Below are 23681 nucleotides of genomic sequence, written 5' to 3' on the forward strand. Positions count from 1 at the left end.
TGCTCACTGTTTTTGCAAATGATAATTCTGATTAAGATTCAGTATTTTTCTGATGGTTTAAACTTACGGCAATTCAAAATGAAAATAAAGTATTAATTCATTATTTTCACATATTTATTCACCAAAAGTTCATTCCATTGATTATTTTCAGCGTGGAGAGCGAATTATATGCCATTCGACAGTAAAAACCGAAGCTGATTTATTAAACAAACAAAAAGCAAAAAGCCCACTCACTAATCAATAGTAAATGGGCTTTGCATAATGATGTCTGTTTACTGGCCTTCAACCTTTCGCTAAAGGCTAGCTCACTAACTCATTGTTCGGATTACTTTTGGCTATTCAGAGCACGGATACGGCTTGATAGCGAGTAAAGACGGATGAAGCCTTCAGCGTGGCTTTGGTCGTATACTTCATCTTCACCAAAGGTTGCAAACTCTTCTGAGTACAGGCTGTTGTCAGAACGCTTCTGAGTCACCGTTGCATGGCCTTTGTAAAGTTTGATAACCACTTCACCATTCACGTCTTGTGCTAGCTCATCTGTTGCTGCAAGAATTGACTTACATAGCGGAGTGAACCAACGGCCGTCATATACAAGGTGAGAAGCCTTAACACCCAGCTCTTCACGGAATTCGAATGCCGCTTTATCAAGAACCAATTGCTCTACTGCACGCAGTGCTTCCATCATGATTGTGCCACCCGGAGTTTCGTAACAACCACGAGACTTCATGCCAACAAGACGGTTTTCTACGATATCGATACGACCAACACCGTGTTTAGCACCCTTCTCGTTTAGGTAAACCAGCGCGTTGTATGGCGTCATTGTTTCGCCATCAACCGCAACCACTTCACCTTTTTCAACTTTAAGCGTCACTGTTTCAGATTCGTTTGGCGCTTGCTCTGGGTCTACAGTCCAAGCCCAGCAATCTTCATCCGGTGCGTTCCATGTGTTTTCTAGAACACCACCTTCTGTAGAGATATGCCATGCGTTTGCATCACGCGAGTAAATCTTGGTAAGAGAAGCCGTACAAGGGATGTTACGCTCTGCTAGGTAATCTAGACACTCTTCACGACTTACTAGATCCCATTCACGCCAAGGTGCAATTACGTGTAGGTCTGGTGCTAGTGCAGCAAATGCACCTTCAAAACGAACTTGGTCATTACCCTTACCTGTACAGCCGTGACATAGAGCGTCTGCACCTACTTTACGTGCAACTTCAACCTGAGCTTTCGCAATGATTGGACGAGCCATTGAAGTACCTAACAAGTATTTACCTTCGTAGTAAGCACCTGTTTTAAGCGTTGGGTAGATGTAATCTGCCACCATCTCTTCTTTAAGGTCAGCGATGTAACACTCAGACGCACCAGAAGCTTTTGCTTTCTCTTCGATTCCAATCAGCTCTTCATCGCCTTGGCCTACATCAGCAACAAATGCGATAACTTCGCAGTCATAGTTCTCTTTCAACCATGGGATGATTACTGATGTGTCTAGACCGCCAGAGTAGGCTACTACAACTTTCTTTACGTTAACTTTGCTCATTTTCTTTCTCCTAGTTTCCATACTGCACATGGCGGTCAGCGTTGGAAATCACTTTAATAATTATATATTTAATTTATTTATCTAAATTCTTTAGTAGTAACTCGTAGTGAGGTCTACTGAGGTAAAAACTGTGTTCCTATGCTCTTACCTGCAAAAAGTTGTGTCAGCTTGTCTGGGTATCGCCAGGTTGCAACTTCAATTGGTCGTCCTAGGTCATTAGCCGCTTCTAGTGCAGCTTGTACTTTCACGATCATGCCATCGGTAATCACTTTACCTTTAATAAGGTCATCGGCTTGTTGCTGATTAAGGCTTGGAATCAGATGACCTTTACCATCCAACACACCACTTACATCAGAAAGCAGTACCAGTTCAGCATCAAGTGCGCCTGCAACAGCAACCGCGGCTTGATCGGCATTAACGTTCATCAGTTGTCCTTGATCAGTGAGACCAATAGAACTAATGATTGGTAATGCACCAGCATTTAGGATGGCTTGCAGAACGGTTGAGTCGCCCGGCTCAGCTTTACCTACTGCACCCAATTCAGGGTTCAGCTCGCTGACTTTACATAAACCACCGTCTGCTAGGCTCAAACCAACGGCATTGATACCGTCTTTGATCGCCTGACCTTGAAGTAACTTGTTGGCTGTACCCGCTAGCGCGCCAGCAATCACAGGGATCTGATCATAAGGAGTAACACGTAGCCCTTCTTTCTTAACGGTTTCGAGGTTCAACTTATTCATCAAATCATCAACAAGGTAACCACCACCGTGAACAATCACGATTGGTCGTTGTGCTTGTTGTTGGTAAGCAGAGATAGCACCAAATAACTTGCTAAGTGTTTCACCACAAGATAGCGCAGCGCCACCTAACTTTATGATTAATGGTTGATTATTAAGGCTCATATCTAGATTTCCTTACACTAACGCAGTTAATGGCGCAAAACCATAACGTAAATTCAAACACTGCATCGCTTGGCTAGATGCACCCTTTAATAAGTTATCAATCGCTGAAACAACGATGATGTGTTGACCTTGAACCTTCCAACCTAAGTCGCAGAAAGGCGTCTGTTCTACATCTTGAATTCTTGGCAATGTCTCTTCGAGTAATCTCACCGCTGGTTTACCTTGGTAAGCTTGCTCAAAGGCATCTTGTATCTGTTGTTCTGTCACGCCTTCGGCCAATTTCATGGTGATGGTCGCCAAAATACCGCGCTTAAAGTTGCCTAGGTGCGGGGTGAAAATCACATCACATCCTAAGTGTGCAGCCATTTCAGGTTGATGACGGTGATTGAATACCCCATAAGCTTGTAAGCTCACTTCACAGAAGCTGTTGACCATGCTCGCCTTACGACCGGCTCCGGTTACACCACTGGTTGCATTAATCACCGGCCATTGGTTTGTATCAAGTAGCTTTGCTTCAACCAAAGGCTTAATCGCTAATTGAGAAGCTGTTGGGTAACAACCGGCTACTGCGACAAGTTGAGCTTCTTTAATTTCTTGCTCATTCCACTCAGCTAAGCCGTAAGCCGCTTTATCGAGCCACTGTTCATGTTGATGCTCAAAACCGTAGAACTCTTGATAAAAGTTTTCGCCTTTAACTCTAAACGCGCCCGATAGGTCGAATACTTGGCAATCATTCTCAAGAAAGATGGGGGCTAGGTCGTGGCTTACTTCATGCGCGGTTGCTAAGAAAATCACATCAGACTGTTTAGCCACTTCTTCCGGATTTGTTAAAGGTTGTACTGGCATATCAATCAGGCCAGCTAACTTACCGTGCAGTGCAGCGATAGGTTTACCCGCGTCTACACTATTGGCTGAGACATATAAACCTGATAGCGTGAGCTCAGGGTGTCTGTTTATCATTAGAGCCAGTTCTGCTCCTGTGTAGCCGCTTGCGCCAATGATCGTGGTTTTCAACATCTCAACACATCCATTCCTGAGGTAAGTAACATTTCAAATTTGACTATTCATACTTAATTTTTAGCTTTATTTGATTTCTTATGCATTAAATATGATTTAATATGTGTTTTACCGACTTATGGTTTTCCTGTCAATAGTAGAAGTGAAGATATTATGCAATTACCGAGTTTCCTTGAGGTCTATAAAGGCCTAATTTCAACCGACTCTATTAGCTCTACCGATCCAAGCTGGGATCATGGCAACGAAAAAGTCATCGAGAAAATGGCTCAATGGTTTAAAGACTTGGGCTTTAGTGTAGAGGTCGTAGAAGTCGAACCCGGCAAACATAATATGGTCGCAAAGATGGGTTCTGGAGAAGGCGGCTTATTGCTTGCAGGACACAGCGATACGGTGCCATTCGATGAAGGACGTTGGAATTTCGATCCTCACGCACTGACAGAACACAACAACCGCTTCTACGGATTGGGCACCGCGGATATGAAAGGCTTTTTCGCTTTCGTTTATGAAGCTGCAAAGAAGATGGATTGGAGCAAGCAAACCAAGCCGCTTTATGTATTAGCAACCTGTGACGAAGAAACCACTATGCTGGGTGCACGTCATTTCACTGAAAATGCGCCGTTTAAACCGGATTACTGCATCATTGGTGAGCCAACCAGCCTCGTGCCGATTCGTGGTCATAAAGGCCATGTCGCTAATGCTGTTCGAGTCACGGGTAAGTCAGGCCACTCTTCAGATCCAGCTTTAGGCGTCAACGCCATTGAGATCATGCATGAGGTGCTGCTTGCCTTAATGCAGCTGCGTGACAAGCTAGTCAAAGAATACCATCACCCAGGTTTTGCAATTCCAAGTCCTACTCTAAACCTTGGTCATATTCACGGTGGCGACAGCGCTAACCGTATCTGTGGCTGCTGTGAACTACACTATGACGTTCGTCCTTTGCCCGGTATCAGCTTAGATGGCTTGGATAACATGCTGCGCAGCGCGCTTAAAGAAGTAGAAGCAAAATGGCCGGGCAGAATTGAGATTACTCCCCTGCATGAGCCAATCCCGGGTTATGAGTGCCAGCACGACCATCCATTTATTGGTGGCATGGAATCAGTTTGTGAAATTGAATCGCAAACCGTGAACTACTGTACTGAGGCACCTTTCCTTCAAGAGTTATGTCCAACCTTGGTGTTAGGTCCAGGCTCAATTGACCAAGCTCACCAACCGGATGAGTTCTTAAGCTTCGATTTTATTGACCCAACAATTGATGTTCTGAGTAAATCGATCCGTAAATATTGTTTCTAGTTATTACTTCCCTTCCAATATTTTCGTATAAAAGCCACCCCAAAAGGTGGCTTTTATTCTGTTATCCCTGACACAGCCTGATCTTGTAATTAAATTTCACTTTTTCCCTAAGTTTTGAAAAATTTACTTCTCCCGCATTTTTAAACCTAATAATTGCAAACTTAGAATGCTTTATTTGACTAGATACAGCACTTTTCGCTAGATTGTGTACTTAACAAGGAACAATGGATGTAATTTTTTTACGAGGCAGGATGACAATGAACGAGAAATACGCCGCTCTCAAGAGTAACGTAAGCATGCTGGGACGCTTGCTAGGTAACACAATCCAAGATGCACATGGTGACGTTATCTTAGAGAAAGTGGAGACTATCCGTAAACTTTCCAAATCCGCCCGCGCAGGCAACAAAGCTGACCGTGACAGCCTAGTTGAAGAAATCAAAAACCTGCCGAACGAACAACTCACTCCTGTTGCTCGTGCATTTAACCAATTTCTCAACCTCACCAACATGGCAGAGCAATACCACACCATCTCTCGCCACTGTGAGGAGCATGTTTGCGAACCAGACGTGCTGCAATCTCTATTTTCTAAACTAAATCAAAATGACATCAGCAAGCTAGACGCGGCTCAAGCCGTTCGCGACCTGAACATTGAACTCGTTTTGACCGCTCACCCAACAGAAATCACTCGTCGAACCATGATCAACAAGCTGGTTAAGATCAACGAGTGTCTGTCTAAATTGGAATTAAGCGACCTATCACACAAAGAACGCGTGAAAACAGAACGTCGTCTAGAGCAGCTTATCGCTCAAGGTTGGCACTCTGATGTGATTCGTCAGCAACGCCCGACACCACTTGATGAAGCTAAGTGGGGCTTTGCGGTTGTAGAAAACTCTCTATGGGAAGCCGTGCCTGATTTCCTACGTGATATGGATGGCCGACTAAAAGGTTACCTTGGTGAAGGCCTACCAATCGATGCACGCCCAGTTCACTTCTCATCTTGGATGGGTGGCGACCGCGATGGTAACCCATTCGTAACGCACACCATCACCAAAGAAGTACTGCGCCTATCTCGCTGGAAAGCCGCTGATCTGTACCTAGGTGACGTGAACGAGCTGATTACCGAACTGTCGATGACGAAGTGTAATGATGCCGTTCGTGAATTGGCTGGCGATGAGCACGAAGCTTACCGTGCAATCCTTAAGAGCCTACGCACTCTGCTGAACAACACGCTAGAAGTGCTTGATGCAAAACTGCATGATGCTGAAGTACCGAAGAAAGAAACACTACAGAACATCGACCAACTTTGGACACCACTTTACGCGTGTTACCAATCGCTGCACGAATGTGGCATGGGCGTAATCGCGGATGGTTCTCTGCTTGATACCCTACGTCGCCTAAAAGCATTCGGTGTGCATTTAGTTCGTCTCGATGTTCGTCAAGAAAGTACACGTCACTCAGATGTCCTATCTGAACTGACTCGCTACCTAGGCATTGGCGATTACGACCAGTGGAGCGAGCAAGACAAGATTGCTTTCTTAACCAATGAATTAAGCTCAAAACGCCCACTGCTACCGCGCGACTGGGAGCCATCTGAACAAGTCAAAGAGGTTTTAGACACCTGTAAGGTCGTTGCTGATCAACCTCGCGAAGCCTTTGGTGCTTACGTAATTTCTATGGCTCGTACAGCATCGGATGTGCTGGCTGTTCACTTGTTGCTGCAAGAATGTGGTTGCCCGTACCGCATGGACGTATGTCCATTGTTCGAAACGCTGGACGACTTGAACAACTCAGAAGCAGTAATGAAACAGCTAATGAGCATCGATTTGTACCGTGGTTTTATCCAGAACCACCAAATGGTGATGATTGGGTATTCTGACTCAGCGAAAGATGCCGGCGTAATGTCTGCAGGTTGGGCTCAATACGACGCGATGGACAAGCTGGTTAAGGTTTGTGATGAAGAAGGCATCGAACTGACTCTATTCCACGGCCGTGGCGGTACAGTTGGTCGTGGTGGTGCGCCAGCGCACGCAGCCCTACTTTCTCAACCACCTAAGAGCTTGAAAGGCGGCTTACGTGTAACAGAACAAGGCGAGATGATCCGCTTTAAGCTTGGCTTACCAGATGTTGCCGTAAACAGTTTCAACCTGTACGCAAGTGCGATTCTAGAAGCGAACCTTCTGCCGCCACCAGAACCAAAGCAAGAGTGGCGCGACCTAATGGAAGTGCTTTCTCAAGTTTCTTGTGAGGCTTACCGTAACGTGGTTCGCGGTGAAGAGAAGTTTGTCCCTTATTTCCGTCAAGCTACGCCAGAGCTAGAGTTAGGCAAATTGCCCCTTGGTTCTCGCCCTGCAAAGCGTAACCCGAACGGTGGCGTAGAAAGCTTACGTGCGATTCCATGGATCTTCTCTTGGAGCCAAAACCGTTTGGTACTTCCAGCATGGTTAGGTGCAGGTGAAGCAATCCAATACTCCGTAGATCAAGGCCATCAAGCGCTACTGGAAGAAATGTGTCGTGAATGGCCATTCTTCTCTACTCGTCTAGGTATGTTGGAAATGGTGTACTCGAAGTGCAACATGGAAATCGCTAAGTACTACGATCAACGCCTTGTTGATAAAGAACTGCTGCCGTTAGGTGAATTACTGCGAGAACAATTGCAGAAAGACATCAAAGCCGTGCTGAATGTAGAAAATAACGAGAACCTGATGCAGAGTGACCCATGGGGGCTTGAATCAATTCGCCTACGTAACATCTATGTTGAGCCACTAAACATGCTTCAAGCTGAGTTGCTTTACCGTACTCGTAAGTGTGAAACACCACCAGCAGAGCTAGAAGAAGCACTAATGGTGACGATTGCAGGTATTGCAGCAGGTATGCGAAACACTGGTTAATTAGTGATTCCTACTATAACCTAATCAGCATTTACATCTAAAAAAAGAACAAAAGGTCGCCATGTGCGGCCTTTTTATTTCACCAGATAACCACTAGTAAGTATTTTGTCAGTTTTTTGGGTTATTTTGTTCATGTATTCTACTTTATGCTTATTATTTAGATATACTACTGCTCCGCTGCGGAAACACTCCAACAAAATAATCTGCAGCAACTTGACCTATAAACTGGTCAACCTAGGTGATAAACGGCTTTGTAAGGTGACATAACCAACCGCCGAGTTGGTGCTACTTAGACATAACCAATATAACGTGCCATTAGAAGCACACTTGTTGTCTAAGTATTTGTTTACTGTTTACCATTTGGATTTCAGACATGTCATTACCACACGTAATTCTAACCGTTTTAAGTACACGCGATGCTACTGGTTACGATATCACAAAAGAATTCTCCTCAAGCATTGGTTACTTCTGGAAAGCTAGCCACCAACAAGTTTACCGCGAGCTAAATAAAATGGCTCAGAACGACCAGGTAACTTGCGTGCTTGAGCCTCAAGAAGGCAAACCTGATCGTAAAGTTTACTCTATCACTGACGCAGGCCGCAGCGCGCTAGGTGAATGGTTTGAACAACCAACTGCACACCCAACCGTTCGTGACGAGTTCTCAGCTAAGCTAATGGCTTGTGCTGTACAACCTGCTGACGCTTACCGTGTACAACTTGCTGAGCTAGTTGAAGAGTCTCGCAAACTGGTTTCTCACTACAAAGAAATCGAAGCGGCTTACTACGCAACGCCATCTACACTAGACAAGCAAGCACGCCTTGAGCGTTTAACGCTTCGTCGTAACCTACTTATCCGTGAAGCATGGATTGTTTGGGCGGACGAAGTACTGCTTGAACTTGGTGCTCTTGCTTAAGTTAAGCTAGACGCTAGAAAAGCAAAAGGCTTGAACTCTTAGAGTCCAAGCCTTTTTTGTATCTATCGGACTTGAGATTTACAGCAAATAGCGCTTTAACAAGGCTGAAGCTTAATTACAGCGCAGCAACTTGTGGGCGAACACCTAGAGTATGGCAAAGTGCGTAGGTCATTTCTGCACGGTTTAGCGTGTAGAAGTGGAAGTCTTTCACACCTTCACGGCTCAGCGTACGAACCATATCGATCGCTTGGCTCGCACCGACTAACTGGCGGGTCGTTGGATCATCATCCAAGCCTTCGAATTGCTTCGCCATCCAGCCCGGTACTTTTACGTTATTCATCGCAGCGAAACGAGACGCTTGCTTGAAGTTAGATACTGGCAAGATACCCGGTACAATCTCAACATCCACACCTGCCGCTACACAACGGTCACGGAAACGTAGGTAGCTTTCTACATCGAAGAAGAATTGCGTAATAGCACGGTTCGCGCCCGCATCCACTTTACGCTTTAGGTTAATAAGATCAGATTGAGCGCTTTTTGCTTCAGGGTGAACCTCAGGGAATGCCGCTACTGAGATATCAAAATCGTGGCGAGATTTAAGTAGCTCGACTAGATCAGATGCGTACATCTCTGGCGCACCGCCGCCTGCTGGAATGTCACCACGCAACGCAACAATACTTTCAATGCCATTTGCCCAGTAGTCGTCGGCAATTTGAATCAGCTCTTCGCGGCTCGCATCAATACATGTTAGGTGTGGTGCTGCCACTAGGCCAGTTTGGTTCTTAATTTCTTTAATGATTGAGTGGGTACGGTCACGTTCACCCGAGTTTGCACCGTAAGTTACCGATACAAATTTTGGTTGAAGTGTTTTAAGACGGTGAACAGAGTTCCACAAGGTCTCTTCCATCTTCTCACTGCTTGGTGGAAAAAACTCAAATGACACATTGATGTTGTCAGAAAGCTCAGCGATATTCTGATTTAAAGCGTCGATATGACTAGCGTGTGTGTATCCCATCTTACTCTCCCTGTGGCAAAAGCAACCACTAAAACTCAAATCCTTAAACGACGTTTAGACGTCTATATGTCTGTAGAATGTATTGAATACGATTTAATGTCAACAGATCCATTATGAATTTTTCTCAAGTAGATCGTGAGTAAAACTCAAGTCGTTAGATGGGTCGCAAAGCAGAAATAATGTAGAAAAAAGGCTGACAAACACATCGTGCTTTCAGCCTTATTTATCTTAGTGAATAGTATGCTATTTACGTACTAAACCAACCGATCTAAGTATCAAAACAGGCTAGACATTCTGTTTAGATCAGATTGAATTGCGCCAGCTGTTACTTCACGACCTGCACCCGGGCCACGAATAACCAATGGATTATCTTTGTACCATTTGCTCTCAATCGCAAAGATATTATCGCAGGGCAGTAAGTTCGCCAGTGCGTGCTCTTTCGATAGTGCTTCAACGCCTACGGTTGCTTTACCATTCTTCTCCAAACGCGCTACGTAACGTAGAACCTTTTGTTGAGAGTGCGCTTTTTCCAAACGCTCAGCTAACTCTTCGCTCAGCACAGAAGCCTTATCAAAGAAATCATCCACCGATAGCTCTTGCAGCTCTGCAGGTACTAACGATTCAACTTTAACGTTTTCAGGTTCAATATCCAAACCCGATTCACGCGCCAGAATCACCAGCTTACGCATGACGTCTGAACCATCAAGGTCAGCACGCGGGTCCGGTTCAGTCAGGCCTTGTTGCCACGCTAAGTCGACTAACTCGCTGAACGGCACCGTGCCATCAAACTGTTGGAACAACCAAGATAGAGTGCCAGAGAAGATGCCTGATAACGCAATAATATCATCGCCGCTTTCACGCAGGTCTCGTACTGTGTGGTTGATAGGTAAGCCTGCACCCACTGTCGCGTTGTACAACCAATGACGGCTGATCTTAGCGAAAGCATCTTGTACCTGATGGTAATACTCGCTCGATGCAGAACCAGCCACCTTGTTAGCCGAGATTAGGTGGATACCTTGTTGTGCAATTTGTAGGTATTTTGCAGCAAGCACAGGACTTGCAGTTACATCGAGTACTACTGCTTCATCGTAACCCTGAATAGAGCCCAAACGCTCTAACCAGTCGTTACCGTTGTTGGCAATCGCTTCGTCATCAAAACGCTTACCTACAGAAGTCGCATCAATACCTTGGTCATCGAACCAATAGGTTTGGCTATCAACCACCGCAACCAATTCAAAGTTCATCCCACGACGCTTTTCAAGTTCCGCTTTTTGCTCGGAAAACAGGCTTAACCAACTTGAGCCAATGTTGCCCTTACCACACAAGGCAATCGCTACACGCTTCTGAGCTTGGAACAATTGAGAGTGAATGCCTTTCACTAGGCTTGATGTTTCACTCTTACGAATCACGGCCACCAAGCTTAAGCCTGAGTTCGCTTCTGAGATGAACTCCACTGGCGAGCTCTTGAGCTGTTGGTAGAAACCGTAGCAATGGTTCGGGTTCTTAGTCACACCCGCCCCCACAGCAGCAATCAGAGAAAAACCTTCTTTCAGTTTAATCTCAGCTTCAATCGCGTGGTCTTGTAGATATTCTAATGCACCACCAGCGATCTCTTCCGTGTAAGCAAGGCGCAAGCAGTGTTGATCTGGTTCTAATTCATAAGCAAGCGGCTCTAATTGAGCACGCTTAAGCCCTTCAAGGACTTCACTCTCCAGACGGTCGAAATCATGGCCGTGACCAAAGGTCAGTTGCACGATAAGAACTTCATCCAAAGAGGTAATGATTTTTGCACCACGCCCCGATGCCAGTACTCGCTCTATCTGTGTAGAGCCTGCCTCCGGCTGGTAGCTGCAGCGCAAGCTGAGATCCATAGCACTTTGAGCGACAGGCTGTAGCGTTCGACTGTGTAGCACTGGAGCCGCAAGACGAGCTAATTCACTGGCTTCATCAAGGCGAAGCAGAGGTAATAAACACGCATCCGAAACCAAACGAGGGTCTGCGCTGTATACTCCCGCCACATCACTCCAGATTGTCACGCGTTCAACTTCAGCCAGAGCACCAATCACGGTTGCTGAGTAATCCGAACCGTTACGACCAAGCAGTACCGTTTCGCCTTCGCAGTTCTGAGCCATAAAGCCAGTAATTACCACGCGGCAATGTGCATGCTGCGCCAAGGCTTCTTTAATCAGAGGATAAGAGCGTGCGCGGTCAACTTCAGGTTGAGCACCCGCTTCTGCACGTAAAAAGGCACGCGCATCTTGAGCAACTGCTTGTAAGTCATGCTGGCACAACAAGGTCGCCAGCAAACGTGAAGACCAAACCTCACCATGACCCAGTACTTGTGCTTTTTGTGCTTCACTCAAGGGAGCTGTAAGCTCACCCAAAGCGGTAAATTCTTGTTGAATGGTTGCCGTTAGTTGCGAGGCAGCTTCACCTTCAAGCAGAGCCTCAATCAGTTCAAGTTGAAACTGACGAAGGGTTTGCAGGCATTCATGAGCAATACGACCATCTTTGTCGAGCGCTTCGACAAACTCAATTAAGCGGTTGGTTGTTTTGCCTGCGGCCGATACCACCACCAAATCCGTCGCTGATGAATATTCTCTAAGAATGTTGACCACGCGTTGGTAACATTCAGGGTTCGCTAAACTGCTGCCACCAAATTTATGTAGCTGGCGAAAGGTTGCCATTATTAAGCCTCCCCTTCAGCAATAAAGCGTTGTGTTTTTTCAAACGCTTGCTTGAGATCGTCGATTAGGTCTTCCGCATCTTCAAGGCCAACAGAAAGGCGCAGTAGTTGTTGAGAAACACCCGCTTCTGCCAATGCTTCTTCGCCCATCGCACGGTGAGTCATCGACGCAGGGTGACAAATCAGGCTTTCAACACCACCCAGTGATTCAGCCAAAGAAAATAGCTCTAACTTATCTACAAAATATTTAAGTGCTTCAAAAGAGCCCGCAAACTCAAAGCTCAACATGGAACCAAAGCCCAACTGCTGTTTCTTCGCGATCTCGTGACCCGGGTGTTCAGGAAGGCTTGGGTGGTAAATAGTGCCCACCAGATCTTGTTGTTGCAGCGCCGTCAGAATTTCACGTGAACTCTCTTCGTGAACACGCATACGCGCACCTAGCGTACGAATACCACGTAGAGTCATGTAACTATCAAATGGTGTACCGGTCGCACCAATACAGTTGCCCCACCATGCAAGCTCTTCAGCGTGCTCTTCAGTTTTCGTCACGACAACGCCACCAATAACATCTGAGTGTCCGTTGATGTATTTGGTGGTTGAGTGGATAACAAAATCAGCACCCAGCTCTAAAGGCTTTTGGAACACCGGCGTCAAAAACGTGTTATCGACAGCAACCAGAGCACCAACCTCTTTCGCTTTACGGCAAGTCTCTGCAATATCAACCACACGAACCAACGGGTTCGATGGGGTTTCTATTAAGATCAATTTTGGCTTGAGCGCGATCGCCGCATCCAATGCTGCTTGATCCGATTGATCAACGAACAAAACTTTGAAGTCACCTTTTAACGAGCGGGTATTAAACAGGCGGTAAGTACCACCGTAGCAGTCGTGTGGTGCGATAATAAGATCATCACCGCCTAAGAAAGCGGATACCCACAAGTTAAGTGCCGAAGTGCCGCAGTTAGTCACCACAGCACCTTTGCCAGACTCAAGCTCAAACAATGCCGTTTCTAATAAGCCACGATTTGGGTTACCAGAACGGGTGTAATCGTACTTTGGCACTTCACCAAAAGCGGGAAACCCATAGTTAGTCGAAAGATAAATGGGTGGGACAACGGCATGGTGTTGCGTGTCTGACTCGATACCAGTACGTACTGCGATTGTTGCTGGCTTCCGGCTGCTCATAGGTGCTTCCTTACAAGTTTTGCGTCTGAGAATCACAGCGGCTTGTCGGCATTCTGCGGCTGTGTTAGATATATGTTATTCACTTTACTTTCATAAATGTGAGACGTCAACACTTCTGGACGTCTATATGTCTTTGCTTATGGCAGTAAATCCCGCTAAAATCACCACTATTAATTTATTCTAACAACTAAAGTGATGAAGGTACGCAATGGCCGACTGGAATGGTGAATACATAAGCCCATATGCTGAGCATGGAAAGAAAAGCGAACAAGTAAAAAAAATTACAGTTTCTATCCCTCTAAAAGTGTTAAAGGTTCTTACTGACGAGCGCACTCGCCGCCAGATTAATAACCTACGCCATGCAACAAACAGTGAGCTACTGTGCGAAGCCTTTCTACATGCGTACACAGGCCAACCACTGCCAACGGATGAAGATCTCCGTAAAGACCGTCCAGACGACATCCCGACTGAAGTGAAAAAGCTGATGACAGAGATGGGTATCGAATTCGAAGCGTTTGACGAAGAATAAAAACAACTCAGTCACTGGCTTCAATATTGATTCGCTATAGCTGAACCTTATTTGTCACATCATCCACTATGTTATCTGTAGCTGTTCTGTGAATGATAGACATAAAAAAACCGACTCCTATGAGTCGGTTTTTTATTATTCTTTTTCGCTCAATAGAGCAACAGTTATTACGCTATTACGCTATTAAGGCATTAAGCCATATAGTTAGCAGGCATCTCAATACGAGCTACGCCAGATTCAACGGCCGCTACTGCAACCGCTTTTGCTACGCGAGGAAGTAGACGTGGGTCCATTGGCTTAGGAATGATGTAGCCTTTACCAAACTCCAGTGCAGTCTCACCTGCAGCAGCGAGTACTTCAGCCGGAACTTCTTCTTTCGCTAGTTCACGAATCGCTTTAACCGCAGCCAGCTTCATCTCATCATTGATTTCGCTCGCACGCACATCAAGCGCACCACGGAAAATGAATGGGAAACAAAGTACGTTGTTTACTTGGTTCGGGTAATCGCTACGGCCTGTACCCATGATAAGGTCAGAACGAACTTCATGAGCAAGCTCTGGCTTGATCTCTGGATCTGGGTTTGAACATGCAAACACAACAGGCTTATCAGCCATCAGCGTGAGTGCTTTAGCTGGTAGCAGGTTAGGACCCGATACGCCCAAGAACAGGTCAGCGCCTTCAATAACATCTTCAAGCGTGCGCTTGTCCGTGTTATTTGCGAATAGCGCTTTGTATTCATTCAAGTCTTCACGACGAGTGTGGATTACACCTTTACGGTCAAGCATATAGATCTTCTCACGCTGAGCGCCACACTTAATCAGCAGTTCCATACAAGCAACAGCTGCTGCGCCAGCACCTAAACAAACGATCTTACACTCTTCAAGCTTCTTACCTTGAAGCTCAATCGCGTTCAGCATACCTGCAGCCGTTACAATCGCAGTACCGTGTTGGTCATCATGGAAAACAGGGACATCACAACGCTCAATCAGGCGACGCTCAATCTCAAAACAGTCAGGTGCTTTGATGTCTTCTAGGTTAATACCGCCGAATGTATCTGCGATATTCGCAACCGTATCAACGAACTCATCGATTGTGCGGTGTTTTACTTCAATATCGATAGAATCTAAACCAGCAAAACGCTTAAACAGTAGCGCTTTACCTTCCATAACAGGTTTAGAAGCAATAGGGCCAAGGTTACCTAGGCCAAGAATCGCTGTACCGTTAGAGATAACTGCAACCATGTTGCCTTTACCTGTGTACTTATAAACGTTATCAACGTTCTGTGCGATCTCGCGAACAGGCTCAGCCACGCCTGGGCTGTATGCAAGTGCTAGGTCTTCTGCAGAGTTTGCAGGCTTCGTCAGTGCTACGGCAATTTTGCCTGGAATTGGGAACTCATGGTAATCAAGAGCTTGCTGACGGAATTGTTCTTGAGGCGATAACGCTTGAGAGGATTGATCTTGGCGGCTGTCTTCAGACATAGGTGTAGGTTCCTAGGATATTATTATTTGGGGGATCTTGTTCATGTTAATAGATGTACTTCAAAGTTCCTAGGTGGTTAAAGCCTCTGTCTCATTAAAAAACGAGATTTCACTACTAATAAGACCAGTGAGCAGTTGAAATTACTGTCGCTTGTTGAACTTTCGAGCGGATTTCGAGAGTGGAGTATTGGGTGTAAGTTATGAAACAAAACTCAAGCGGGTTGCCTGTCGTTTTCGAGAAGTTGATGGTTGAATATGATTCAGCGTTTTCTTAGATTTCAGGCAACAAAAAAGGACACCGAAGTGTCCTTTTTATGTCTAAATAGCGAGAATTACTTCTTGCTAGAAAGAGCACCGAAACGCTTGTTGAAGCGATCAACACGGCCGCCAGTATCTACGATACGTTGCTTACCAGTGTAGAATGGGTGACATTTGTCACATACGTCTAGGTGGATAGATTCTTTTGCAAGCGTTGAGTTGAACTCAAATGTGTTGCCGCAAGAACAAGTTGCAGAAACTGCTTTGTATTCTGGGTGGATACCAGTTTTCATGGGATAACCTCAAGTAGGCCGTGTCGCTATACGATTCTAAGCCGCACACCACACGTAGTTAAAAAATAAAATAAAGACACCGCTGCATCACTAAACTGCGATAAAGCCATACCTTTAAGGCGCAGTATAGTAATGAATCTATAAGGCAGGATCAACTGATTTGATACATTTTTCACCAATAGCCTCTTTTATTTCCTTTGTCGGCCTGAGATTTCGGGCTTTCGTTATCTTCCTGCGTTAACTCGATACTCTCATCCAAACTGCTCCTCGAATTTAACGCCCTTATCCATTAGACTGTTCGCTCTCGTCAACTCAGATAAAGCTGTCCCTTTATGCGTCCAATGATTGCCCGCGTGGCACTGCCTGTTCCACTAGACAAGCAGTTCGATTACAAGATTCCTAACCACCTATTCCCGATTATTGGTGGACGAGTATCTGTGCCTTTTGGACGACAAACCTTAACAGGTATTGTTACAGCTCTGGTTAACGAATCTGAATTCGAGCTAGACAAGCTCAAGCCCATTAAAGCCTTATTAGACAACCAACCTGTTTGGCCAGAATCGGTCTACTCACTCTTGGTATGGTGCAGCCAGTTCTATCAGTATCCACTGGGTGAAACCTTGGCTAATGCTCTACCAAGCGCTTTACGAAAAGGCAAAGCTGCCGACTTCGCAACGCTTGTCGAGTGGCAATTGACCCCATCAGGCAGAGATCAACTGATGCAAGGCTTTGGTCGTGCGGTTAAGCAAGCCAAAGTGATGCACATGCTTGAACACGGCCCTGTTCCTCATCAAGAGTTCATTGACGAGGAAGTAGGCAGCGCGGTGCTTAAGACTTTGGAAGAGAAAGGTTGGATTGAGTCGGTAGAGAAAAAGCCAAAGCGCCAGCCGTGGCCCGTTGAACTTGAAAACGAACAAGACAAGCCGAAGCTCAATGCTGAACAAGCGATCGCGATTGCGACAGTAAATAGCCAAACCGATTTTAGTTGCTTCTTGCTAGAGGGGGTTACCGGCTCAGGTAAAACCGAAGTCTACCTCAATATGATCAAGCCGATTCTCGAGCAAGGTAAACAAGCATTAGTCTTGGTACCGGAAATAGGCCTCACTCCACAAACGATTAATCGCTTTAAGCGTCGTTTTAATGTGCCTGTTGAGGTGATTCACTCTGGATTAAACGATTCTGAACGATTGAATGCTTGGTTATCAGCACGTGACAAAATAGCGGGCATTGTGATTGGTACGCGCTCGGCTCTGTTCACGCCGTTCGCTGATCTGGGAATTATCATTGTCGATGAAGAGCACGACGCCTCTTATAAGCAGCAAGATAGCCTACGCTACCACGCTCGTGATGTCGCGATCATGCGTGCTCATAAAGCACAGATTCCGGTTGTGTTAGGCTCGGCGACTCCGGCCTTTGAAACGCTGCACAACGCTCAGATCGGTAAATACAGTTACCTCACCCTGACCTCACGTGCGGGTGTCGCGCTGCCGACCACCAATAAAGTGTTGGATGTGAAGGGTGAATATCTAGAAAGTGGCTTGTCTGCTTCTTTGATTGCTGAAATGCAAAGACACCTCAAAGCGGGCAACCAAGTGATGTTGTTTCTCAACCGCCGTGGGTTCTCTCCCGCATTGATGTGTCACGATTGTGGTTGGACAGCGGAATGTAAGCGTTGTGATGCCTACTACACCTATCACCAATACAGCAATGAGATGCGCTGTCACCACTGTGGTTCTCAGCAGCATATCGTGCACAATTGCCAAGGCTGTGGTTCAGCGAACTTAGTGACGGTGGGTGTAGGTACCGAACAGTTAGAGGCTCAACTTGGTCAGCTATTCCCTGAATACAAAACCATTCGTATTGACCGAGACAGCACCCGCCGCAAAGGCAGCTTAGAAAGTGCGCTCGAGTCGATTCGTAAAGGTGAATACCAAATTCTTATCGGTACACAGATGCTTGCTAAAGGTCACCACTTTCCTGACGTGACACTTGTGGCGTTATTGGATGTGGACGCCTCTTTATATAGTAGTGACTTCCGCGCCTCTGAACGGTTGGCGCAACTGTTTACTCAAGTCGCCGGTCGAGCAGGCCGTGCCAGTAAGCCGGGTGAGGTTATCTTACAAACTCACCATCCAGAACATGGCTTGTTACAAGCGTTGCTGCACAAAGACTATAACCACTTTGCCCAAACCGCATTGGCCGAGCGTAAACAAGCGATGCTGCCACCTTATACCTTTATGACTCTATTTAGAGCGGAAGCCAATGACACACATTTGGTGGAAGAGTTCTTGCGTCAGGTTCGTCATACATTAGAATCGCACCCCTTGTTTGACCAATATTGCATGGTTCTAGGCCCCACCCCAGCGCCACTGGCCAAGCGAGCGGGCAAATCACGCTGGCAGTTGATTCTACAAACTCAGACTCGTTCGTTAATGCAGAAGTTATTAATGAGTGCGAAGCCGGCAATTAATATGTTACCTGCTGCGAAAAAAGTCCGTTGGTCACTCGATATTGAGCCGCAAGATTTGAGCTAAACCTACTTGGGTTAAAACTAATGATAAGTTTGTTCACAAATATTTCATATTTCTCGTGAGCAACCTCACACTAGTCATGTGATTTTTGTTAATCTAGCCGTAACTTTACACGGATGAAACGAATAAAATATTGCAATAAAAAAAGTGTTAGCAACACTTTCATAATATCTATCCGATTGTATTAATTATTCACGCCTTAAATACTTAGGCGACAAAGGAACTTAAAAGAGGGTTTAATTTATGGCGACAATGAAGGATGTTGCCCAGCTAGCAGGCGTCTCAACGGCAACAGTATCACGTGCATTGATGAACCCTGAAAAAGTCTCGGTTTCGACTCGTAAACGAGTTGAGACAGCAGTACTTGAAGCTGGATACTCACCCAATACATTAGCTAGAAATTTACGTCGCAACGAATCAAAAACCATCATTACTATCGTTCCTGATATCTGTGACCCTTACTTCGCCGAAATCATTCGTGGTATCGAAGATGCCGCTGTAGAGAATGACTACCTCGTTCTACTGGGTGACAGTGGTCAACAAAAGAAGCGTGAGTCTTCATTTGTTAACTTGGTCTTCACAAAACAAGCAGACGGTATGCTACTGCTTGGCACTGATCATCCGTTTGATGTCAGTAAGCCTGAGCAAAAGAATTTACCGCCAATGGTTATGGCGTGTGAATTCGCACCTGAGCTTGAACTGCCAACGGTTCACATCGACAACCTAACCTCTGCATTTGAAGCCGTGAATTACCTAGCTCAGTTAGGTCATAAGCGCATCGCTCAGATCTCTGGACCAACGACTGCAACCCTGTGTAAGTTCCGTCAACAAGGCTACCAACAAGCATTGCGCCGCGCTGGAGTATCAATGAACCCAGCTTACAGCACTGTGGGCGATTTCACCTTTGAAGCTGGTGCGCAAGCGGTTCGTCAATTACTCGCACTTCCTGAACAACCTACAGCGATCTTCTGTCATAACGATGCGATGGCGATTGGTGCGATTCAAGAAGCGAAGAAGCTAGGTTTACGCGTTCCTCAAGACCTATCGATTGTTGGCTTCGATGACATCCAATTCGCTCAATACTGCGATCCACCGCTAACCACTATTTCTCAGCCTCGTTATGAGATTGGACGCCAAGCGATGTTGATGATGCTTGATCTATTGAAGGGCAACGATGTGCAAGCAGGTTCGCGTCTGCTTGAAGCTAAATTAGTCGTTAGAGGCAGCACCGCACCACCTCGAATGTAACCCTCAGAAATACCCTTATAAATCTGCGGCACATTTTGATGTGCCGCTTCCATTTCTGCACTATTATCCTCGCGCAATCTGGATTACCATGAGGACAGAATCAGCAACTATTGAATTGTCTTGTGGCTAATAGAGATTATGTAAAGCGCGGTCGTGGCACGAAAAAACCGACCAAGAAACAAGCCCCTCGCCGTAAACCTTGGCGCAGTGGTCTTTTGGCGATCCTCCTTGCCGGTGGTTTTGGTTATGGACTTTACTTATTGAGTAATGATCCTGAGCCGCCAACTCCAGTGGTAACCAAACCAAAACCTAAGCCAAAACCAGCGAAAGTGATTCCACCGCCTCCTGAAGAGAAGTGGGACTACGTTGAAACGCTGCCAAGCCGCGAGATTGAAGTTAAAGCCAAAGAACAAGAGATCTCTAAGATCCCTTACGTGATGCAGTGTGGCGCTTACAAAACGTCAGCACAGGCAGAAACGCGCAAGTTAGATATTGCGTTCCAAGGTATCTCGAGTGAAATCCGTAAAAAAGACGGCAGTAGCTGGTACCGTGTGGTTCTAGGGCCATACAAATTGAAGCGAGATGCAGAGCGAGATCGCCATAAGCTGCAACGGGCGAAAATCGAACCTTGCGCGATTTGGAAAGACACCGATTAGATTTAGCGATAGTCTTAATCTTAATCTTAGCAAAAGCCGAAAACCAAACACCGAAAGCCTCCCATTGTGGAGGTTTTCTTTTATTTACTCCCTTTAGTCAGTTTTCCTTACAACTTCCGCCGATAAGTTGCGCGACATCACTCGCCCTTCCTTGAATTATCCGAGCACCATCCTCATATACTTTTTATACCCAAAGATAAGAAATATTAAGAGGCCCTACTCGTGACTACCATTGTATCTGTACGTCGTAATAATAAAGTCGTCATCGCGGGTGATGGACAAGTATCTCTAGGCAATACTGTAATGAAGGGCAATGCCCGTAAAGTGCGTCGCCTATACAACAACAAAGTACTGGCTGGTTTTGCTGGCGGTACGGCAGATGCTTTCACGCTATTCGAAAAATTTGAAAGCAAGCTGCAAATGCACCAAGGCCACCTAACCAAAGCTGCCGTTGAGCTGGCGAAGGATTGGCGTAGCGACCGTGCTCTACGTAAATTAGAAGCACTGCTAGCAGTCGCGGATGAAACCGCTTCGCTGATCATTACTGGTAACGGTGACGTCGTTCAACCAGAGAACGACCTGATTGCGATCGGTTCGGGCGGTAACTTCGCTCAAGCAGCAGCGACTGCACTATTAGAAAATACTGATTTAGATGCGCGTGAAATCGCAGAAAAGTCGCTGAACATAGCTGGCGATATCTGTGTATTCACCAACCATCACCACACTATTGAAGAACTAGAAAGCACCGTTGAGCTGCCAAAGCCAGAGTAACGACCGCTTCCATCAATAACGTTGTATTCAACAGTGATTAAAGAATTAAGGAAAAACCATGTCTGAGATGACTCCTCGCGAAATTGTTCACGAACTCAATCGCCACATTATCGGCCAAGACAACGCTAAGCGTTCAGTGGCTATCGCTCTACGTAACCGCTGGCGTCGTATGCAGCTTGAAGAAAGCCTGCGTGTTGAAGTATCACCAAAGAACATCCTGATGATTGGCCCAACGGGTGTGGGTAAAACTGAAATTGCTCGCCGTCTAGCGAAACTCGCTAATGCGCCGTTCATCAAGGTAGAAGCGACTAAGTTCACCGAAGTTGGCTACGTTGGTAAAGAAGTTGAGACCATCATCCGTGATCTAACGGACGTTGCGATCAAGATGACGCATCAACAAGCGATGGAAAAAGTACAATACCGCGCTGAAGAGCAAGCTGAAGAACGTATTCTTGATGCCCTTCTACCACCAGCACGTGATGCTTGGGGTCAGAACGAGCAATCAACTGAAGACACCACCTCTTCAAACACTCGCCAAATTTTCCGCAAGAAACTGCGCGAAGGTAAGCTAGACGACAAAGAGATCGAAGTCGATGTAGCCGCACCGCAAATGGGCGTTGAAATCATGTCACCTCCTGGTATGGAAGAGATGACGAACCAGCTGCAGGGCATGTTCCAAAACCTAGCGGGCGACACCAAGAAAAAACGTAAGATGAAAATCAAAGACGCATTCAAAGCACTGACGGAAGAAGAAGCTGCGAAGCTTGTGAACCAAGAAGAGCTAAAAGAGAGCGCGATCTTCAACGCTGAAAACAACGGCATCGTATTCATCGATGAGATCGACAAAATCTGTAAGCGTGGCGACAGCTCAGGCCCAGACGTATCTCGTGAAGGTGTTCAGCGCGACCTACTGCCTCTAATCGAAGGCAGCACAGTATCAACGAAACACGGCATGGTTAAAACTGACCACATCTTGTTTATCACATCAGGTGCTTTCCAAGTAGCTAAGCCATCTGACCTGATCCCTGAACTGCAAGGTCGTCTACCAATCCGCGTAGAACTTGAAGCACTATCAGCACATGACTTCAAACGTATTCTTACTGAACCAAAGGCGTCACTGACAGAACAGTACATTGCCCTGATGAAAACAGAAGATGTTGGCATTGAGTTCACTGAAGATGGCATCAACCAAATTGCAGACGCAGCATGGCGTGTGAACGAAACTACTGAAAACATCGGTGCGCGTCGTCTACACACAGTCATGGAGCGCCTAATGGATGAAATTTCATTTGACGCAACAGACCGAGCAGGCAGTAAATTGCTGATTGATGAAGCTTATGTAATATCTAAGCTTGGCGAGCTCGTGGAAGACGAAGACCTAAGTCGCTTCATCCTGTAGCACACAAAACTCCAACTTATTGCTCTATCTCAAAGAAATAGCAGCTAATAAGCGAATTCAAGGCCCACTTTCGAGTGGGCTTTTTATTACCCGAAAAATGGGCGTATACTCAAATCACAGTTTGAAACGAAGACTTACAAAGAAATAGACCTACGATGAAACAATCTCTACTGATTTGGCTTGATGCCGCACGACCAAAAACTCTGCCTCTCGCACTTGTCTCTATTCTTACAGGAAGTAGTTTAGCGTTCGCCGGCGGTCAGTTTTCTCTATCAATAGCCCTACTGGTTTTTTTAACTGCCACCTTATTACAAATCCTGTCGAACCTAGCCAATGACTATGGCGACGCAGTAAAAGGCACCGACAACGAAAACCGTCTGGGGCCAACACGCGCAATGCAATCCGGCGCGGTGACCGCGAAAACTATGAAGCAAGCCATCATCCTCAATATCGTGTTTACCATGCTCGCTGGGCTGATTCTTATTTTTCATGCCTTAACCTCGATTGAAAGCATCTTATCTTTCATCGCGTTAGGCGTATTAGCCATAATGGCTGCCATCGCTTACACCGTGGGCAATAAACCTTATGGTTATATTGGCCTTGGCGACTTATCGGTATTTATCTTCTTCGGTTTGTTAGGCGTTTCAGGCACATACTTCCTACACACTGGTCATGTTGAGCCAAGCCTATTTCTTCCGGCTTTAGGCTGTGGATTAATGGCGGTTGCAGTACTCAACATCAACAACATGCGTGATATCGAGAACGACAGCGAATGTGGTAAGCGCACCATGGCGGTTCGCCTAGGGCAACGCAAAGCCAAACACTATCATTTTGCACTGCTTGGGCTCGCCCTTGCATCTTTCGCTATCTACCTACTGATTCAAGAAAAGCCAGTCTGGATCAGCCTGCCGTTTTTACTGAGCATTATTATTGTTTATAAGCATGGCAAGGCCGTTTGGGAAACCGAAAAACCAGCGCAGATTGCACCAATGATGCCGGTGATTGTGAAATGCTCACTGGTCACTAACCTATTGTTTGCAGGGGTTGTCGTAGCTCAAACTCTATTGAGTTAAATGAGACTA

Annotated in this window: 18 protein-coding genes; 10 read left to right on the top strand and 8 right to left on the bottom strand. The window is 46.0% G+C overall.

Annotation, left to right across the window (positions count from 1 at the left end):
• Nucleotides 1-325: 325 nt before the first annotated feature.
• The 3 genes from AC3CID_RS14460 to argC all read right to left on the bottom strand — a co-directional run bounded on the left by AC3CID_RS14460 (nt 326) and on the right by argC (nt 3456).
• Complete coding sequence (locus AC3CID_RS14460; protein ID WP_009848894.1) at nt 326-1537, bottom strand: argininosuccinate synthase; 1212 nt, start codon at nt 1535-1537, stop codon at nt 326-328.
• Nucleotides 1538-1650: 113 nt separating this feature from the next.
• Nucleotides 1651-2439, bottom strand: coding sequence for an acetylglutamate kinase (gene argB, locus AC3CID_RS14465; RefSeq protein WP_488526696.1), 789 nt, complete (start codon nt 2437-2439; stop codon nt 1651-1653).
• Between the two features lie 12 nt (nt 2440-2451).
• Nucleotides 2452-3456, bottom strand: a complete 1005-nt coding sequence (gene argC / locus AC3CID_RS14470; RefSeq protein ID WP_488526697.1) for an N-acetyl-gamma-glutamyl-phosphate reductase — start codon at nt 3454-3456, stop codon at nt 2452-2454.
• A gap of 153 nt (nt 3457-3609) precedes the next feature.
• On the opposite strand from argC, the gene argE reads away from it, so the two are divergent.
• The 3 genes from argE to AC3CID_RS14485 all read left to right on the top strand — a co-directional run bounded on the left by argE (nt 3610) and on the right by AC3CID_RS14485 (nt 8547).
• Nucleotides 3610-4746 (top strand): acetylornithine deacetylase, encoded by a 1137-nt coding sequence (gene argE / locus AC3CID_RS14475; protein ID WP_488526698.1) that lies wholly within the window; start codon nt 3610-3612, stop codon nt 4744-4746.
• Between the two features lie 251 nt (nt 4747-4997).
• A complete protein-coding gene (ppc, locus tag AC3CID_RS14480) occupies nt 4998-7634 on the top strand; it encodes a phosphoenolpyruvate carboxylase (RefSeq protein WP_488526699.1) in 2637 nt (878 codons plus the stop codon).
• 373 nt (nt 7635-8007) lie between these two features.
• Nucleotides 8008-8547 (top strand): PadR family transcriptional regulator, encoded by a 540-nt coding sequence (locus AC3CID_RS14485; RefSeq protein WP_065207413.1) that lies wholly within the window; start codon nt 8008-8010, stop codon nt 8545-8547.
• 115 nt (nt 8548-8662) lie between these two features.
• Here the strand turns inward: AC3CID_RS14485 and metF are convergent, their stop codons facing one another.
• The 3 genes from metF to AC3CID_RS14500 form a co-directional block, all read right to left on the bottom strand.
• The gene (gene metF, locus AC3CID_RS14490; RefSeq protein WP_004729683.1) at nt 8663-9562 is read right to left on the bottom strand and encodes a methylenetetrahydrofolate reductase; all 900 of its coding nucleotides are present in this window, start codon (nt 9560-9562) and stop codon (nt 8663-8665) included.
• A 275-nt stretch (nt 9563-9837) separates the two neighbouring features.
• Nucleotides 9838-12249: a bifunctional aspartate kinase/homoserine dehydrogenase II gene (locus tag AC3CID_RS14495; RefSeq protein WP_004729684.1), complete on the bottom strand. Its 2412-nt coding sequence runs from the start codon at nt 12247-12249 to the stop codon at nt 9838-9840.
• A gap of 2 nt (nt 12250-12251) precedes the next feature.
• Nucleotides 12252-13433: an O-succinylhomoserine (thiol)-lyase gene (locus tag AC3CID_RS14500; protein ID WP_029224093.1), complete on the bottom strand. Its 1182-nt coding sequence runs from the start codon at nt 13431-13433 to the stop codon at nt 12252-12254.
• Between the two features lie 208 nt (nt 13434-13641).
• On the opposite strand from AC3CID_RS14500, the gene metJ reads away from it, so the two are divergent.
• A complete protein-coding gene (gene metJ / locus AC3CID_RS14505; protein WP_004729686.1) occupies nt 13642-13962 on the top strand; it encodes a met regulon transcriptional regulator MetJ in 321 nt (106 codons plus the stop codon).
• A gap of 191 nt (nt 13963-14153) precedes the next feature.
• On the opposite strand, the gene AC3CID_RS14510 is transcribed toward metJ, so the two are convergent.
• Both AC3CID_RS14510 and rpmE read right to left on the bottom strand, forming a co-directional pair.
• The gene (locus AC3CID_RS14510; protein ID WP_054548226.1) at nt 14154-15443 is read right to left on the bottom strand and encodes a malic enzyme-like NAD(P)-binding protein; all 1290 of its coding nucleotides are present in this window, start codon (nt 15441-15443) and stop codon (nt 14154-14156) included.
• 332 nt (nt 15444-15775) lie between these two features.
• A complete protein-coding gene (gene rpmE / locus AC3CID_RS14515) occupies nt 15776-15994 on the bottom strand; it encodes a 50S ribosomal protein L31 (protein WP_004729688.1) in 219 nt (72 codons plus the stop codon).
• 332 nt (nt 15995-16326) lie between these two features.
• Between rpmE and priA the strand changes: the two genes are divergently transcribed.
• The 6 genes from priA to AC3CID_RS14545 all read left to right on the top strand — a co-directional run bounded on the left by priA (nt 16327) and on the right by AC3CID_RS14545 (nt 23672).
• The gene (priA, locus tag AC3CID_RS14520) at nt 16327-18528 is read left to right on the top strand and encodes a primosomal protein N' (RefSeq protein ID WP_488526700.1); all 2202 of its coding nucleotides are present in this window, start codon (nt 16327-16329) and stop codon (nt 18526-18528) included.
• Nucleotides 18529-18768: 240 nt separating this feature from the next.
• Complete coding sequence (gene cytR / locus AC3CID_RS14525; protein WP_004729690.1) at nt 18769-19773, top strand: DNA-binding transcriptional regulator CytR; 1005 nt, start codon at nt 18769-18771, stop codon at nt 19771-19773.
• A gap of 122 nt (nt 19774-19895) precedes the next feature.
• Nucleotides 19896-20429 (top strand): cell division protein FtsN, encoded by a 534-nt coding sequence (gene ftsN, locus AC3CID_RS14530; protein WP_065207417.1) that lies wholly within the window; start codon nt 19896-19898, stop codon nt 20427-20429.
• A 222-nt stretch (nt 20430-20651) separates the two neighbouring features.
• Nucleotides 20652-21200: an ATP-dependent protease subunit HslV gene (gene hslV / locus AC3CID_RS14535; protein ID WP_004729692.1), complete on the top strand. Its 549-nt coding sequence runs from the start codon at nt 20652-20654 to the stop codon at nt 21198-21200.
• Between the two features lie 58 nt (nt 21201-21258).
• Entirely contained in the window at nt 21259-22599 is a 1341-nt protein-coding gene (gene hslU, locus AC3CID_RS14540) for an ATP-dependent protease ATPase subunit HslU (protein WP_017077598.1), read from the top strand.
• 155 nt (nt 22600-22754) lie between these two features.
• Nucleotides 22755-23672 (top strand): 1,4-dihydroxy-2-naphthoate polyprenyltransferase, encoded by a 918-nt coding sequence (locus AC3CID_RS14545; RefSeq protein WP_488526701.1) that lies wholly within the window; start codon nt 22755-22757, stop codon nt 23670-23672.
• Nucleotides 23673-23681: the final 9 nt, after the last annotated feature.

Source organism: Vibrio sp. QJM3NY_21 (assembly GCF_057785975.1).

Coding starts and splice junctions, on each gene's coding strand:
- AC3CID_RS14500 (WP_029224093.1), bottom strand. CDS start 13,433: ATGAGCAGCCGGAAGCCAGCAACAATCGCAGTACGTACTGGTATCGAG.
- argE (WP_488526698.1), top strand. CDS start 3,610: ATGCAATTACCGAGTTTCCTTGAGGTCTATAAAGGCCTAATTTCAACC.
- AC3CID_RS14485 (WP_065207413.1), top strand. CDS start 8,008: ATGTCATTACCACACGTAATTCTAACCGTTTTAAGTACACGCGATGCT.
- cytR (WP_004729690.1), top strand. CDS start 18,769: ATGGCGACAATGAAGGATGTTGCCCAGCTAGCAGGCGTCTCAACGGCA.
- AC3CID_RS14460 (WP_009848894.1), bottom strand. CDS start 1,537: ATGAGCAAAGTTAACGTAAAGAAAGTTGTAGTAGCCTACTCTGGCGGT.
- metJ (WP_004729686.1), top strand. CDS start 13,642: ATGGCCGACTGGAATGGTGAATACATAAGCCCATATGCTGAGCATGGA.
- rpmE (WP_004729688.1), bottom strand. CDS start 15,994: ATGAAAACTGGTATCCACCCAGAATACAAAGCAGTTTCTGCAACTTGT.
- metF (WP_004729683.1), bottom strand. CDS start 9,562: ATGGGATACACACACGCTAGTCATATCGACGCTTTAAATCAGAATATC.
- argC (WP_488526697.1), bottom strand. CDS start 3,456: ATGTTGAAAACCACGATCATTGGCGCAAGCGGCTACACAGGAGCAGAA.
- hslU (WP_017077598.1), top strand. CDS start 21,259: ATGTCTGAGATGACTCCTCGCGAAATTGTTCACGAACTCAATCGCCAC.
- ppc (WP_488526699.1), top strand. CDS start 4,998: ATGACAATGAACGAGAAATACGCCGCTCTCAAGAGTAACGTAAGCATG.
- priA (WP_488526700.1), top strand. CDS start 16,327: ATGCGTCCAATGATTGCCCGCGTGGCACTGCCTGTTCCACTAGACAAG.
- argB (WP_488526696.1), bottom strand. CDS start 2,439: ATGAGCCTTAATAATCAACCATTAATCATAAAGTTAGGTGGCGCTGCG.
- AC3CID_RS14510 (WP_054548226.1), bottom strand. CDS start 15,443: ATGTCTGAAGACAGCCGCCAAGATCAATCCTCTCAAGCGTTATCGCCT.
- AC3CID_RS14495 (WP_004729684.1), bottom strand. CDS start 12,249: ATGGCAACCTTTCGCCAGCTACATAAATTTGGTGGCAGCAGTTTAGCG.
- AC3CID_RS14545 (WP_488526701.1), top strand. CDS start 22,755: ATGAAACAATCTCTACTGATTTGGCTTGATGCCGCACGACCAAAAACT.